General features: G+C 68.1%; 13 protein-coding genes. 9 read left to right on the top strand and 4 right to left on the bottom strand.

Annotated features, from left to right (window positions below; genetic code table 11):
• Positions 1-75 precede the first annotated feature (75 nt).
• On the bottom strand, positions 76-876 hold the full coding sequence (locus OYT95_RS13835) for an SDR family oxidoreductase (protein ID WP_037241813.1): 801 nt from the start codon (positions 874-876) through the stop codon (positions 76-78).
• Positions 873-2,093: an acyl-CoA dehydrogenase family protein gene (locus tag OYT95_RS13840; RefSeq protein WP_268791722.1), complete on the bottom strand. Its 1,221-nt coding sequence runs from the start codon at positions 2,091-2,093 to the stop codon at positions 873-875. Before OYT95_RS13840 ends, OYT95_RS13835 begins: the two co-directional genes overlap by 4 nt.
• A 48-nt stretch (positions 2,094-2,141) precedes the next feature.
• Here OYT95_RS13840 and fadD3 point away from each other — a divergent pair, with 48 nt between their 5' ends.
• From fadD3 to OYT95_RS13865, 5 genes are read left to right on the top strand one after another with little or no spacing between them, the layout of a single operon-like run.
• On the top strand, positions 2,142-3,689 hold the full coding sequence (fadD3, locus tag OYT95_RS13845; protein ID WP_037241820.1) for a 3-[(3aS,4S,7aS)-7a-methyl-1,5-dioxo-octahydro-1H-inden-4-yl]propanoyl:CoA ligase: 1,548 nt from the start codon (positions 2,142-2,144) through the stop codon (positions 3,687-3,689).
• Positions 3,686-4,558 carry an enoyl-CoA hydratase gene (locus tag OYT95_RS13850; RefSeq protein WP_005254492.1) on the top strand — a complete coding sequence of 291 codons (873 nt, stop codon included), beginning with the start codon at positions 3,686-3,688 and terminating at the stop codon, positions 4,556-4,558. Before fadD3 ends, OYT95_RS13850 begins: the two co-directional genes overlap by 4 nt.
• Positions 4,559-5,719: an acyl-CoA dehydrogenase family protein gene (locus tag OYT95_RS13855; protein WP_268791723.1), complete on the top strand. Its 1,161-nt coding sequence runs from the start codon at positions 4,559-4,561 to the stop codon at positions 5,717-5,719.
• Positions 5,716-6,684 carry an acyl-CoA dehydrogenase family protein gene (locus OYT95_RS13860; RefSeq protein ID WP_268791724.1) on the top strand — a complete coding sequence of 323 codons (969 nt, stop codon included), beginning with the start codon at positions 5,716-5,718 and terminating at the stop codon, positions 6,682-6,684. Before OYT95_RS13855 ends, OYT95_RS13860 begins: the two co-directional genes overlap by 4 nt.
• Positions 6,681-7,730 (top strand): acyl-CoA dehydrogenase family protein, encoded by a 1,050-nt coding sequence (locus OYT95_RS13865; RefSeq protein WP_112299628.1) that lies wholly within the window; start codon positions 6,681-6,683, stop codon positions 7,728-7,730. Before OYT95_RS13860 ends, OYT95_RS13865 begins: the two co-directional genes overlap by 4 nt.
• Positions 7,731-7,781: 51 nt before the next feature.
• Here OYT95_RS13865 and OYT95_RS13870 read toward each other — a convergent pair whose 3' ends face one another.
• Positions 7,782-8,606, bottom strand: coding sequence for an HAD family hydrolase (locus OYT95_RS13870; RefSeq protein WP_268791725.1), 825 nt, complete (start codon positions 8,604-8,606; stop codon positions 7,782-7,784).
• Positions 8,607-8,672: 66 nt separating this feature from the next.
• Here OYT95_RS13870 and OYT95_RS13875 point away from each other — a divergent pair, with 66 nt between their 5' ends.
• Positions 8,673-9,554 carry an aldo/keto reductase gene (locus tag OYT95_RS13875; RefSeq protein ID WP_268791726.1) on the top strand — a complete coding sequence of 294 codons (882 nt, stop codon included), beginning with the start codon at positions 8,673-8,675 and terminating at the stop codon, positions 9,552-9,554.
• A gap of 66 nt (positions 9,555-9,620) precedes the next feature.
• Here the strand turns inward: OYT95_RS13875 and OYT95_RS13880 are convergent, their stop codons facing one another.
• A complete protein-coding gene (locus OYT95_RS13880; protein WP_268791727.1) occupies positions 9,621-10,796 on the bottom strand; it encodes a cytochrome P450 in 1,176 nt (391 codons plus the stop codon).
• Positions 10,797-10,937: 141 nt separating this feature from the next.
• Between OYT95_RS13880 and OYT95_RS13885 the strand changes: the two genes are divergently transcribed.
• The 3 genes from OYT95_RS13885 (at position 10,938) to OYT95_RS13895 (ending at position 14,704) form a co-directional block, all read left to right on the top strand.
• Positions 10,938-11,789: an SDR family oxidoreductase gene (locus tag OYT95_RS13885; RefSeq protein WP_268791728.1), complete on the top strand. Its 852-nt coding sequence runs from the start codon at positions 10,938-10,940 to the stop codon at positions 11,787-11,789.
• Positions 11,786-12,514 (top strand): acetoacetate decarboxylase family protein, encoded by a 729-nt coding sequence (locus OYT95_RS13890; RefSeq protein ID WP_128640042.1) that lies wholly within the window; start codon positions 11,786-11,788, stop codon positions 12,512-12,514. The genes OYT95_RS13885 and OYT95_RS13890 overlap by 4 nt, the downstream gene beginning before the upstream one ends.
• A 153-nt stretch (positions 12,515-12,667) precedes the next feature.
• A complete protein-coding gene (locus OYT95_RS13895) occupies positions 12,668-14,704 on the top strand; it encodes a neutral/alkaline ceramidase (RefSeq protein ID WP_268791729.1) in 2,037 nt (678 codons plus the stop codon).
• Positions 14,705-14,707 lie beyond the last annotated feature (3 nt).

A 14,707-nucleotide genomic window follows, 5' to 3' on the forward strand; every position in this document is an offset into this window, starting at 1 on the left:
TTGTTAGGGCCTTCGGCCCCATGCGCGGTTAAGGAGTCCAGACACTCGTCAACCACGCACGGGCGGCGGAGCCGCCTACGCCCTCTGCGACGAGATCGACACGACCTCGCCGGTGAGGTAGGTGGTGTAGTCGCTGGCGAGCACGGCGATGGTGGCGGCGATTTCCCACACTTCGGCGGCGCGGCCGAACGCCTCGTCGGACGCCAGCTTGTCGAGGAGTTCCTCGCTGGTCACCTTCGCGAGGAACGCGTGCCGCGCAATGGACGGCGCGACGGCGTTGATCCGGACCCCGTATTCGGCGGCCTCGATCGCGCTGCACCTGGTCAGCGCCATGACTCCGGCCTTCGCGGCCGCGTAGTGCGCCTGCGAGTGCTGAGCCCGCCACCCGAGGACGGACGCGTTGTTGACCAGCACACCGTTGTGCTCGACCCCCTTGAAGTAGCGCAGGGCCGCGCGGGTGGCCCGGAACGTTCCGTTCAGCGTGATGTCGAGGACGCGGTCCCACTCCTCGTCCGTCATGTCGACGAGCGGGGTCTCGCCGCCGAGTCCGGCATTGTTGACGAGGACGTCGATCCGGCCCAGCGCATCGGCCGCCCCGGAAATCAGCGCGTCCACCTGCTCCGTGCTGGACACGTCACACGTCAGCGCCTCGACCACCTGTCCCGGGAACTCGGCGGCAAGTTTCTCCTTCGTCTCGAGGAGCCGGCGTTCGTGCCAGTCGGACACGAGCACGTCGGCGCCCTCGAGCAGGGCACGCCGCGCGGACGCGTAGCCGATGCCGGTGCCCGCCGCGGCGGTGACGACGACCTTCTTACCCTTCAGAAGATCGTGTCCCGGGGTCTCGACGGGCGCGGTGGCGAGTGGAGTAGTAGTCATGAACGGGCCTCTCGGGGGAGTCCGAGCACGCGCTCGGAGATGATGTTGCGCTGGATCTCGTTGGATCCGCCGTAGATCGTGTCGGCGCGGGTGAAGAGGAACAGTCGCTGCCACTCGCCCAGTTCCAGATGTTCGGGGTCCGTGACGTCGAGCGACGGATCGGCCGGGGCGAGCAGCGACGCCGCGCCCTGCACTTCCATGGCCAGCCGGCCGAGGTCGCGGTGCCAGTTGGCCCACAGCAGCTTCGCGACGGACGCCTCCGCGCCGGAGGTCCCGGCGTCGACCGCTTCCAGGGTGCGCAGGGCGTGTGCCCGCATCACCCGCAGCCCGACCCACGCGCGGGCGATCTTCTCCCGGATGTTCGGGTCGGTCGCCGCGCCGTTCGCTTTCGCGAGGTCGACGACGCCCTGCAGTTCGCGGGCGAAACCGATCTGCTGCCCGAGCGTGGACACGCCGCGCTCGAAGGTGAGCAGACCCATCGCGACCCGCCAGCCGTCGCCCGGCTCCCCGACCACCAGATCCGCGTCGGTGACGGCGTCGTCGAAGAACACCTCGTTGAACTCGGACGTGCCGGTCAACTGCTGGATGGGCCGGACCGTGACGCCGGGCTGGTCGAGCGGGACGAGCAGGAAGCTCAGGCCCTGGTGCCGCTTGGATCCCGGTTCGGTGCGGCAGAGGACGAACGCCCATTGGGCGACGTGCGCGAGCGACGTCCACACCTTCTGCCCGTTGATCACCCACTTGTCGCCGTCGAGGCGTGCCGTGGTGGATACGTTCGCGAGGTCGGAACCGGCGCCAGGTTCGGAGTAGCCCTGCGCCCACAGTTCGGTCACGGTGTTGATTCCGGGAAGGAAGCGACGCTTCTGTTCCTCGGTGCCGAACGCGATGAGCGTCGGCCCGAGCAGTTCCTCGCCGACGTGGCTGACCCGCGCCGGCGCCCCCGACTTCGCGTACTCCTGATGGAACACCACCTGCTGAGCCAGGGTGGCTCCGCGCCCGCCGTGCTCCTTCGGCCAGCCGAGGCAGGTCCATCCCGCCGCGGCGAGATGACGGTCCCAGGCGAGCCGTTCCTCGAAGAACTCGTGCTCGCTGCCGGGGCCGCCCTTGCCTTTCAGCCGGGCGAAGTCGCCGGTGAGATTGTCGTTCAGCCACGTCCTGACGGTCTGCGCAAAGTCGTCGTCGGTGATCAGCCCGTCCGGGCTCTCGCTCTGGTCCACGTCTGTAAGATAACCTACCAAGCACTTGCTAGGTAGGTAGGGAGCCCAGTGACCGAACAACCGACAACCACCCCGTCCGCCCTGAAACGGGCCGCACGCGAATTCGGCGAGCTCACAGCCGTGGCGGACGGCGACGTCCGTCTGACCTTCACACAACTGCACGACCGTGTCCGCGATTTCGCCGCAGCACTCAGCTCACAGGACGTGCGGCCCGGCGACCACGTCGCGGTGTGGTCGCCCAACACGTATCACTGGGTGGTCGCGGCGCTCGGCATCCACTACGCCGGTGCGACCCTCGTCCCGATCAACACCCGGTACACGGCCACCGAGGCCCTCGACATTCTCGAGCGCACCAAGACCACCGCCCTGGTGGTCGCGGGCAACTTCCTGGGCACCGACCGGTACGCGACACTCCGCGACGAGTCGAGCACCCTGGACCTGCCGACGGTCGTCCGGGTTCCGGTCGACGGCGGCGACGTCGAGCTGCCCGGCGTTTTCGCCTTCGACGACTTCCTCGCACTCGCGGACGAGGACACCCGCGCCGAGGCCGACGCCCGAGCGGCCGCCGTCTCCCCCGACGACGTCTCCGACGTCATGTTCACGTCGGGCACCACGGGCCGCAGCAAGGGCGTGATGAGTGCACACCGGCAGTCGGTGGGCATCGCGCAGGCCTGGGGCGAGTGCGCCGAGGTCACCTCCGACGACAACTACTTGATCATCAATCCGTTCTTCCACACCTTCGGATACAAGGCGGGGTTCCTGGTGTGCCTGCTGAACGGGGCGACGGTGGTGCCGATGGCGGTGTTCGACGTGCCGAGGGTGATGGCGACCGTGCACGACGAGCAGATCACCGTGCTGCCCGGCGCCCCCACGATCTTCCAGTCGATCCTCGACCACCCCGACCGGCCGAAGTACGACCTGTCCAGCCTGCGGGTCGCGATCACGGGCGCGGCCGCGGTGCCGGTCGCCCTGGTGGAACGGATGCAGTCGGAGCTGAGTTTCGACGCCGTCCTCACCGCCTACGGTCAGACGGAGGCGGTGGTGGTCACGATGTGCCGGACCGACGACGACCCGGTGACCGTCTCGACCACGTCGGGCCGCGCCATCCCCGGGATGGAGGTCCGGATCGGCGACCAGGGCGAGATCCTGGTACGCGGCGAGAACGTGATGCTCGGTTACCTCGACGACCCCGAATCGACCGCCAAGACCATCGATGCGGACGGCTGGTTGCACACCGGCGACGTCGGCACCCTGGACGACCGCGGTTACGTCGACATCACCGACCGCCTCAAGGACATGTACATCTCCGGCGGTTTCAACGTGTATCCCGCTGAGGTGGAGAACGCCCTTGCCCGACTCGACGGCATCGCGGAGTCTGCCGTCATCGGTGTTCCCGACGAGCGGATGGGCGAGGTCGGACGGGCCTACGTGGTCGCCAAGCCGGGCGTCACGCTCGCCGAGGACGACGTGGTCGCGTTCTGCAAGGAGCGACTCGCCAATTTCAAGGTGCCCCGGTCGGTGCGCTTCGTCGACTCCCTCCCCCGGAATCCCTCCGGGAAGGTCATGAAAAACGTTCTGCGTGAGGAGAAGAAATGACGGTTCCGGACGAGGGTGACGTCGTCACCTACGAGGTGCGTGACGGTGTCGCATTCGTGACGCTCAACCGCCCCGACTACCGCAACGCCCAGAACTCGGTGATGACGTACGCCCTCGACGCCGCGTTCGAGCGCGCGGTCGAGGACGACGACGTGAAGGTGATCGTCCTCGCCGGCAACGGCAAGCACTTCAGCGCCGGGCACGACATCGGCACCCCTGGCCGCGACCATCACGTGCACTACGACAACAAGGCCGTGATGTGGTGGGACCACGTCGACAAGCCGGGTGGCGACCAGCGGTTCGCCCGCGAGATGGAGGTCTATCTCGGGATGTGCCGTCGCTGGCGCGAGATCCCGAAGCCGACCATCGCGATGATCCAGGGCGCCTGCATCGCCGGCGGCCTGATGCTGGCGTGGGTGTGCGACCTCATCGTCGCTTCGGACGACGCGTTCTTCTCCGATCCGGTCGTACGTATGGGTATTCCGGGGGTCGAGTACTTCGCGCATCCGTGGATGCTCGGACCGCGGTTCGCGAAGGAAATCCTCTTCACCGGCGACCGGTTCACGGCGCAGCGCGCGTACGAGGTGGGCATGGTCAACCGTGTCGTTCCCCGCGAGGACCTGGAGCAGGAGACCCTCGCCATCGCCGGACGCATCGCCGCCATGCCCCGGTTCGGTCTCGCGCTCACCAAGAAGGCCGTCAACCAGTGCGAGGACCAGATGGGCATGCGGAACGGCATGGACTCCGTCTTCGGCCTCCACCACTTCGCGCACGCGCACAACGCCGAGATCGACACCGATCCGCTCGGCGGCATGGATGCCAAGTCGATGGCGGCCAGTGCACGCAACTCGAACGAAGGGGCGAAATAAGTGGATCTCGAGTTCGACGCCGCCACCGTCGCCTTCCGCGAGGAGGTCCGAACGTTCCTGCGCGACAACGTTCCCGCCGAGCCGCTGCCGTCGATGGACACCGCCGAGGGTTTCAAGGCGCACCGCGAGTGGGAACGCACCCTCGCCGACGCCCGGCTGTCGGTGGTGTCGTGGCCGGAGGAACTGGGCGGACGGGACGCGTCGCTGCTGGAATGGGTGGTGTTCGAGGAGGAGTACTACCGCTCGGGTGCGCCCGGACGCGTCAGTCAGAACGGCATCTTCCTGCTCGCTCCGACGCTGTTCGAGCACGCGAACGCCGAACAGTTGGCCCGGATCATGCCGCGGATGGCCCGCGCCGACGACATCTGGGCGCAGGCCTGGTCGGAGCCGGAGTCGGGTAGCGACCTCGCGTCGCTCCGGTCCACGGCCCGGCGCGTCGACGGTGGCTGGGTGCTGAACGGGCAGAAGACGTGGAGTTCGCGGGCGAGCTTCGCGGACTGGGGCTTCGGGCTGTTCCGGTCCGACCCGGACGCCCAGCGGCACAAGGGCATCACCTACTTCATGTTCGACCTGCGCTCGACGGGTGTGACCGTGCGCCCGATCGATCAGCTGGACGGCGAGCCCGGTTTCGCGGAGATCTTCCTCGAGGACGTCTTCATCCCGGACGACCCCGCGAACCCCGGCGAGTCCGGAGTGATCGGCGGCGTGAACGAGGGCTGGCGCGTGGCGATGAGCACCGCGTCCAACGAACGCGGACTGTCGCTGCGCAGCCCGGGCCGCTTCCTCGCAACCGTCGACCGGCTGGTCGAGTTGTTCCGGGACAGCGGACGCACCGACGACACGGCCCTGCGAAACAAAGTCGCCGACGCCTGGATCGGCGCCCGCGCCTACCAGCTGAACACGTTCGGCACCGTCACCCGACTGGCCGACGGCGGGCAACTGGGTGCCGAATCGTCGATCAACAAGGTGTTCTGGTCGGAGTGGGACATCGCCACCCACGAGACGGCACTCGAATTGCAGGGCGCCTCGGCGGAGCTCGCGGACAACTGGACGGACGGCTACCTGTTCTCCCTGTCCGGTCCGATCTACGCCGGCACCAACGAGATTCAGAAGAACGTGATCGCCGAGCGGCTGCTCGGCCTACCGAAGGCGGATCGATGAGATTCACACTCGACTCCTCCCATCAGGACTTCGCGTCCAGCATCGACGCCCTGCTGTCGAAGGCCGACATGCCGTCGGTGATCCGGTCGTGGAACACCGGCGACACGGGCCCGGGCCTGAAGGTGTGGCAGCGTCTCGCCGAGACCGGCGTCAACGGACTGCTCATCGCGGACGAGCACGACGGACTGGGCGCGGACGCCGTCGACCTCGTCGTGGCCGTCGAACAACTCGGACGTCATGCCGTTCCCGGGCCGGTGGCCGAAACCGTCGCGGTCGCGCCGGCCCTGCTCGCGCAGGTGGCCCCGGACCGCTTGGCGGCGTTGGCTTCCGGTTCCCTCGCCACGGTCGCCGCCGCCCCGCACGTGCCGTTCGCCGTCGATGCCGACTCGGCCGACCTGGTTCTGCTCGTCGACGGCGCGACGGTGAGCCTCGGACGGACCGGGGCGGCGCAGAACTCGGTGGATCAGTCGCGACGGCTGTTCCCTCTCACCGCGGGCGACACGCTGGGCGACGTCGACTTCGCGCCCGCGTTCGAGCTCGGTGCCCTGGCCACCGCCGCCCAGCTGCAGGGACTCGGGCAGACCCTGCTCGACGTCACCACCGACTACGCCAAGCAGCGCAAGCAGTTCGGCAAGGTGATCGGGCAGTTCCAGGCCATCAAACACCACCTCGCCGAGGTCGCGGTCGGGCTGGAGATGTCGCGGCCGCTGCTGCACGGTGCGGCACTGTCGGTGCGGGACGGGTCCGTCGACAGTTCCCGGGACGTCTCGGCGGCGAAGGTCGCGTGCGGGGATGCCGCGTACCGGGCCGCGCGGGTGGCGCTGCAGGTGCACGGTGCCATCGGGTACACGCAGGAGCACGACCTCTCGCTGTGGCTCACCAAGGTCCGGGCGCTGGTCACGGCCTGGGGAACGCCGGCGTTCCACCGCGGTCGCGTCGTCGATTCGCTCGTGGAGGCGTCATGAGTTTCGACAACGAGGAGCGGGCCGCGCTCCGGTCGTCGGTCCGGGATCTGCTGGGTAAGCACTCCGACTCGGCCGCCGTCCGCCGGGCGATCACCACCGACCACGGTTACGACGACACGCTGTGGTCGAAGCTGTGCGAGCAGATCGGCGTCGCCGCGCTGGCCGTGCCGGAGAAGTACGACGGCGTCGGGGCGTCGCTGCTGGAAGTCCATGTGGTGCAGGAAGAGCTGGGCCGCACGCTGACGCCGTCGCCGATGCTGGGCAGCGCCGTGCTGGCCGCGCAGGCGCTGGTGCTGTCGGGGGACGACGACGCGTGTGCCCGACTGCTGCCCGGCATCGCGGCAGGCTCGGTGGCCGCGCTGTGCTGGGCAGACGCGGACGGCTGGTCCGGATTCGGGGTCACCGCGTCGGGAGAGACGCTGTCGGGGACGGCGTCGTACGTGCTCGGCGGTGACGTCGCGGACGTGCTGCTGGTTCTCACGTCCGAAGGCCTGTTCGAGGTGGACGCGGCGGCGGACGGCGTGACGCGTCGCCGTGTCCCGGCGATGGACCCGACGCGTCCGCTGTCGGAGGTGGTCTTCGACGGAGTCGCGGCGCGCAGGCTCGTTTCCCCCACCGACCTCGTCGAGCAGTTGCGCACGGTCGCGCTGATCGCATTGTCGGCGGAACAGGTGGGCGCGGCGTCCGCGGCGCTGGAGCAGACGGTCGAGTATGCGAAGTCGCGCAAGCAGTTCGGACGGGCCATCGGGTCGTTCCAGGCGCTCAAACATCGCATGGCCGACATGTACGCCCTCGTCGAGACGGCCCGGTCCATGTCGTACGCCGCGGCGCTGTCGGGGACGCACGAGGACGCCGTCATCGCGAAGGTGTACTGCTCGGAGGCGCTGCAGCACGTCGCGGCCGAGGCCATCCAGCTGCACGGCGGCATCGCGATCACGTGGGAACACGACGCGCAGCTGTACTTCAAACGTGCGCACGGGAGTGCACAGCTGTTCGGGCAGCCGCGGGAGTACCTGCCCGAGCTCGCTACCGCCGCCGGGCTGTAGGCGGCTTCGCCGCCCGTGCGTGGTTAACGAGTCTCTGCACTCGTCAAGCACTCACGGGCGCGGAGCGCCTGCCAGCGCCTCGAGGTAGCCGGCGACCCCGTCCTCGTCGTTGCTGGGCAGGACGTGGTCGGCGAGGGCGAGGACTTCCGGCAGCGCGTTGGACGGGCACAGCGCCGTGCCTGCCCACCTCAGCATCGGGACGTCGTTGATGGCGTCCCCGGCGACGGCGACCTCCTCCGACGAGATCCCGTCGACCGCGCAGAGCTCGGCGAGCGCGCTCGCCTTGGACACACCGGATGCCGCCATCTCGACGTACGGCGCGCCGGAATGCGTCAGCTCGACGCCGTCGACGCCCGCCGCCACCGCCGCCCGGTAGAGCTCCGAGCTGGGTACCTCCGGGTGCCGCGCGACGATCTTCACCATCGGCTCGTCGATGTCGGGCAGCAGCTCCGACAGCGTCATCTCGTGCGGGTGCCGGTGGTGGTCGGCGAACTCGCACAACGCCGCGTACGCCGGTTCGGCGACGAAGCGCGTCGGGCCGATGTTCGCGAACACGACACCGGGCATCAGCGTCCGCACCCGGTCCATCGCCGCCGCGGCCGACGCCATCGCGATGGTCGTCGTCGTCGTGATCACCGGGGTTCCGTCGGCCAGATCGAGGACCACCGCCCCGTTCGCGCAGATCGCCTTGCCGCGGAATCCGCACGACTGCGCAAGCTCGTGCACCGAATGCCTGGCGCGGGCCGTCGCCCACACCACCTCTACCCCCGACTGTCGCGCGTCTTCCATGGCCTGCGCGGTGCGCGGGGAGATCGTGCGGTCCGATCGCAGCAGGGTGCCGTCGAGGTCCGTCGCCAACAGCCGAATTTGCGTCACCTCCGCATGATGCCAGGCAGCGCATGTACCCCTCATGACCCCACCACAGTCGATAGCCTGGACAGCATGAGTCCTCGAGTACCCAGCATCGTGCTGAATTCCGGAACCATCCTCCCGCAGCTCGGCCTGGGAGTCTGGCAGGCGGACAACGACGAGACCGAACACGCCGTCGGGTTCGCCCTGGACGAGGCGGGCTACCGGCACATCGACACCGCCTCCGCCTACGGCAACGAGGAAGGTGTGGGCCGCGGCATCGCGAACTCGGGAGTCGCCCGCGAAGACATCTTTCTCACCACCAAATTGTGGAACGCGGACCAGGGCTACGAGCCGGCGTTGAAAGCGTTCGATGCCAGCCTCGGACGTCTCGGCGTCGATTACGTCGACCTGTACCTGATCCATTGGCCGCTGCAGGACGACGACCGCATCCTCCGCACGTGGGATGCGCTGGAGAAGATCGCCGAGTCCGGTCGTGCCAACGCGATCGGTGTGTGCAATTTCGAACCGCGTCACCTGCAGTTGCTGATCGACCGCGGCGGCGTCGTACCGGCGGTCGATCAGGTGGAGTTGCATCCGCATCTCGCCCAGCAGGAGATCCGGAGGTTCGCCGTCGACCACGGCATCGCCGTCGAATCGTGGAGCCCGCTCGGCGGCACCAGCAACTCGGGGTGGGGTGACGACTCGAAGCCGAACACGCTGCTCACGGATCCGATCATCACCCGCATCGGCGACCGGCACAGCAAGAGCGCGGCGCAGGTGCTGATCCGCTGGCATCTGCAGAGCGGGCTGATCGTCATTCCCAAGTCGGTCCACGAGTCGCGGATCCGCGAGAACATCGACGTGTTCGATTTCGAGCTCAGCGAGCAGGACCTCAGCGAGATCGAGACGATGGACGACGGCACCCGTGTCGGAGCCCACCCGAATGAGTTGAACATCGGCGCACCGGAGTAGGCCCTCCGGGCCCGTGCGCCTTTTTGGCTGCTCCAGCTACCAAAAAGGCGCACGGGCGCGAAGCGCCTAGAGCTTCACCGGCATCTCCTCGAGCCCGGACACGAAGTTGGCGGGGCGACGCCGCAGTGGGCCGTCGTCGACGAGCACCATGTCCGGCAGCCGCGACAGCAGTTGCTCGAACATGATCTTCGCTTCGAGCCGGGCGAGTTGGTTGCCGAGGCAGAAGTGGGTGCCGAAACCGAACGCGACGTGCGGGTTCGGCGACCGTTCGATGTCGAACACCTCGGGATTGTGAAACACCGCCTCGTCGAAGTTGGCGGATTCGAAGAGCAGCATCATCTTCTCGCCGTCGCGCAGGGCGGTTCCGAAGAATTCGACGTCGCGGGTGACGGTGCGGCACATGTTCTTGATCGGCGACGACCAGCGCAGCATCTCCTCGACTGCCGCCGGGATGCCGTCTGGGTCGTTCACGAGCCGCTCCTGCTGGTCGGGGTGACGCATCAGCTGTTCCATGCCACCGCTGAGGACGTGCCGGGTGGTCTCGTCGCCGCCGATCAGGATCAGCAGGGTTTCGCCGACGATGTCCGGGTCGCTGAGCCGGTGCCCGTCGATCTCGCTGTGCACGAGGATGCTGGTGAGGTCGTCCGTCGGATTCTGCCGCCGCTCCTCGATGGTGCGGAGCGTGAATTCGTTGAATGCCAGGTAGGCGTTCGCCTGTGCCTGAAGTTCCTCCGGGGTGGCGTTGCTGCCGAGCGCGTTCATGAGGTCGTCGGACCACTGCAGGAATGTGTCGCGTTCCTCGGGTCGCACCCCGAGCATGTCGCCGACGACCGCCATGGGGAGCGGCGCGGCCAGATCGCGCACGAAGTCCACTTCGTCCTTGTCGCAGGCGGCGTCGATGAGGTGATCGCAGATCTCGCGGATTCGGCCGATCTTCGCTTCCACCTGTTTCCGGGTGAAGCCGGCGTTGACGAGTCGGCGATGCTGCAGGTGCTGTGGGTCGTCCATGTCGATCATCTGCGGCAGCGGGCCCACCCCGGGCCGGATTCCGCCCGCGTTCGAGAACAACTCGGGGTCGCGTTCGGCCGCCAGGACGGCCTCGTACGACGCGGCGCCGAGAATCCCGTCCGCGCGATACACCGGTTCGTGGGCGCGCATCCACGCGTAGGCCTGCCGCGGGTCGCCGAGCTCGCCCGAGTAGAACCGTCCGTCGATCAGATCGAACTCCGGCCTGTCCGTCATCGAGGTACTCCTCAGCATTGAATCCCGCCGTTCGTGCCCTGATAATAGAACGTGTTCTCGCTATGACGCAGTGGTATAGCGACAGTTTTCGCAGATCCTCGACTCGAGAATTGGCACGAGTTCTATTAACTGGAGGTGTACGTGGTTACCAACGACGGCAGCAGCGGGCTCGCGAAGACGTCCGTGCTCGTCACCGGCGGCGGCAGTGGCATCGGATTGGGCATAGCCACCGCCCTGGCGGCCGAGGGCGTCCACGTCACGATCTGTGGTCGCAACGAGGAGAAGCTGGCACGCGCAGCGGAGCAGATCACCGCCGACGATCCCGCGGGGACGGTCGACACGGTCACCGCCGACGTCACGAACGAGGACGACGTCATCCGCGCGGTCGCCAACGCGGGCGAGCGCACCGGGCTGCTTCACGGCGTCGTCACGTGCGCAGGCGGGAACGAATCGGTGGGACCCGTGACCCAACTCGACGTCGATGCGTGGCGGCGGACCGTGGACCTGAACGTCACCGGCACCATGCTGACGATCAAGCATTCCGCCCGGGCGCTCGTCGCCGGTGGCGGCGGTTCCATCGTCACCATCTCCTCGATCGCGAGCAGCAATACGCACCGCTGGTTCGGCGCATACGGTCCGTCCAAGGCGGGAGTCGACAACCTGACGCAACTCGCCGCCGACGAACTCGGGGCCAGCAACGTCCGCGTCAACTGCATCCGCCCCGGCCTGACCCGCACCGACCTCGTCGCGCTCATCACCGACGGCGGACCCGTCCTGGACGACTACCTGGCCAACACCCCGATCGCACGGGTCGGCGAGGTCACCGACATCGCCGCGCTGGCGAAATTCCTCCTCGGCCCCGACTCCACCTGGATCACGGGTCAGATCATCAACGTCGACGGCGGCCAGATGTTGCGTCGCGGACCCGACTTCGGGTCGATGTTCGAGCCCATGTTCGGCACCGACGGTCTGCGCGGGGTGGTCGCGCCGTGACGTCGCATCAGGTTCTCGGCAAGCAGGTCGACATGCCCGTGGAGATCCGGGCCGCGTCGGCGTTCATGGCGATGTATTCGGTGCCGACCGTCGCCGCCCAGTCGCTGATCGACTACACCGGACTGGAGATCCTGCAGTTCCGGCCGGGACGCGGAGTGTGCGTTCTCGTGTTCGTCGACTACGTGGATGGCGACCTCGGCCCGTACAACGAGTTCGGGGTGGCGTTCCTCGTCCGCGACCACCGTTCCGACGGTGCCTCGGTCCCGCAGGACCTGAAGGCGCTGGCCCGGGGCAGGGCGGGTGCTCTGATTCATCAGCTGCCGGTCGACGGCGACTTCACCCTGGCCGCCGGCCGCGGTATCTGGGGTTTTCCGAAGGTCCTGGCCGATTTCGACGTCGACCACACCGGTTCCGTCAAGCGCGGTTCGGTGAGTCAGGGCGGTCGGCTGATCGCCCAGTTGAGCGTCAAGCAGGGAATCCCGGTACCGGGCTCGGGGGCCGGCACGTCGCTCGCCGCCTATTCGCACCTCGACGGACTCACCCGGTTCACCACCTGGGACATGAGCCCGACCGGGGTTCGCTCCCGGCCCGGAGGCGCGGAGCTGAAACTGGGCAGCCACCCGATCGCCGACGAACTGCGGTCGCTGGGACTTCCGAAACGTGCTCTCGTCACGTCCTCGATCCCCGAGTTGAAGATGACGTTCGGGGACGCGCAGCCCGTCTGACCGCACGTGAGTGGCGAAGTGTGCGCGGGCACGCTTTGCCACTCACGTGGGGTGGGGTTGCGCCGATTACCGAACTGGGGTCCAATACCGGCTACGGTTCTGGACGCTTGACCAATTCGTGGCACCCACCCTCGGGGGGAAGGACGATCGGTAGTGCAGATCAGACGACGCAGCGTGCTCGCGGGGGCGGCGCTGACTCCGGCGCTCGCCGCGCTCGGTTCCGGGACGGCGGCCGCAGATCCCGGCACCGACGGTTCGGATGAATTCCTCGTCGGTGTCGGCATTTCCGACGCCACCGGACCGGTCGCCGACGTCGGGATGATGGGGTACTCCAGTTTCGAGCAGCGCGCCGAGGGACTGCATCAGCGAACCCGTGCGCGGGCGTTCGTGTTCGCCGAGCCCGGCCGGCAGCGTGTGGTCTACGTCTGCGTCGACGTCTGCATGATCTTCCAGTCCGTGCACGACGCCGTGCTGGCCCGGCTCGCGGAACTCCACGGCGACCTGTACACCGAGCGGAACGTCATGCTCACCGCGGTGCACTCCCACGCGGCGTGCGGCGGGGCCTCCCACGACTACGCCTACAACCTCGCCGTGCTCGGCCACAATCGTCAGGTGTTCGACGCCGAGGTCGGCGGCATCGTCGAGGCGATCACCGCCGCGCACGATTCCCTCGCTCCCGGTTCGGTGTCGTACGGCCGCAGCGAACTCACCGATGCCAGCGTCAACCGTTCGCGGATCGCGTTCGACCGCAACCCCGCCGAGGACAGGGACTACTACCCCCTGGGCATCGACACGTCGATGCGGGTCCTGCGAATCACGCAGGGCGGCAGAGACGTCGGGGCGATCAACTGGTTCCCCACCCACGGCGCCTCGCTCACCGACACGAACCATCTGATCTCCGGCGACAACAAGGGTGCGGCCGCCTACTTCTGGGAGCACGACCACGAGGGTGTCCGTTACCTCGACGATCGGAAGCCGCATTTCGTCGCCGCGTTCCCGCAGACGAACACCGGCGACATGTCCCCCAACCTCGACCTCCGGCCCGGCCACGGTCCCACCGACGACGAGTTCGAGAACACCCGCATCATCGGGCAGCGGCAGGTCGAGGCCGCCCGGACGGCGTGGGAGTCGGCGTCGGAGTCCCTCACCGGCGGCTTGGACAGCCGAATCATGTACCTCGACATGGCGAATCAGGAGGTCGGCGGCGAATACACGCCCGACGGCCGCACCTACCGGACGTCCCCCGCGTGTGTCGGTGCCGCCATGAGCGCGGGCAGCACCGAGGACGGTCCGGCCATCCCGATCTTCCCGGAGGGCACCACCAACCCGCTCGTCGACGCACTCGGCGGGATGGACGCGCCGATCCCGCAGTGGCTGCAGGACGCGCAGGCCCCGAAACTCGTGCTGGTGGCCGTCGGTCTGCTGCCACCCGACGGGTGGGTTCCGCACGTGCTGAAGATTCAGATCATCCGCATCGGCGGCGTGTATGTCGTGGGCGGCCCAGCGGAATTCACGATCGTGTCCGGGCTGCGGATCCGCCGCACCGTCGCCGACAGACTCGGGGTGCCCCTGGAGAACGTGATCTTCCAGGGTTACGCCAACTCGTACGCGAGTTACTGCACCACCCCGCAGGAGTACGACGCGCAGCAGTACGAGGGCGGCTCGACCCTCTTCGGCCGGTACACGCTGCCCGCGTACCAGCAGGGGTTCGCGGCACTGGCCGACGCTCTGCGCACCGGCCGCGACGTTCCCCGCGGCCCGGCACCCCGCGACCTGTCGCAGTTCCAGCCCTACCTCGGTCCGGGCATCGACCGCGACGAACCGCCCGCAAGCCGCGTCTTCGGCGACGTGCTGACCCAGCCCGCCGCGAAAGTGTCGGCGGGCGAACAGATCGCGGTCGAGTTCGTCACCGGCCACCCCCGGAACGATGCGCGCCGACGTGGCACGTTCCTCGAGATCCAGCGCCGGGTCGGCGACGGCTGGGTGCGTCACGCCGACGACGGCGACTGGTCGACCAAGTACCGCTGGACGCGCACCGGGCCGAACCAGTCGCTCGCGCGCATCACGTGGGACGTCCCGGACGGTACCCCCGCCGGTCGCTACCGTGTGCAGCACTTCGGCAACAGCCGCGACGCGGCAGGCGCGATCACCGCATTCACCGGGACGTCGAACGACTTCGAGGTCGGATAACCG

Source organism: Rhodococcus sp. JS3073, from assembly GCF_026810085.1.
GTDB classification, from domain to species: domain Bacteria; phylum Actinomycetota; class Actinomycetes; order Mycobacteriales; family Mycobacteriaceae; genus Rhodococcus_F; species Rhodococcus_F wratislaviensis.

Bases quoted from the DNA above. Each gene is read 5' to 3' on its own strand.
- OYT95_RS13875 (WP_268791726.1), top strand. From the start codon at position 8,673: ATGAGTCCTCGAGTACCCAGCATCGTGCTGAATTCCGGAACCATCCTC.
- OYT95_RS13865 (WP_112299628.1), top strand. From the start codon at position 6,681: ATGAGTTTCGACAACGAGGAGCGGGCCGCGCTCCGGTCGTCGGTCCGG.
- OYT95_RS13880 (WP_268791727.1), bottom strand. From the start codon at position 10,796: ATGACGGACAGGCCGGAGTTCGATCTGATCGACGGACGGTTCTACTCG.
- OYT95_RS13835 (WP_037241813.1), bottom strand. From the start codon at position 876: ATGACTACTACTCCACTCGCCACCGCGCCCGTCGAGACCCCGGGACAC.
- OYT95_RS13860 (WP_268791724.1), top strand. From the start codon at position 5,716: ATGAGATTCACACTCGACTCCTCCCATCAGGACTTCGCGTCCAGCATC.
- OYT95_RS13850 (WP_005254492.1), top strand. From the start codon at position 3,686: ATGACGGTTCCGGACGAGGGTGACGTCGTCACCTACGAGGTGCGTGAC.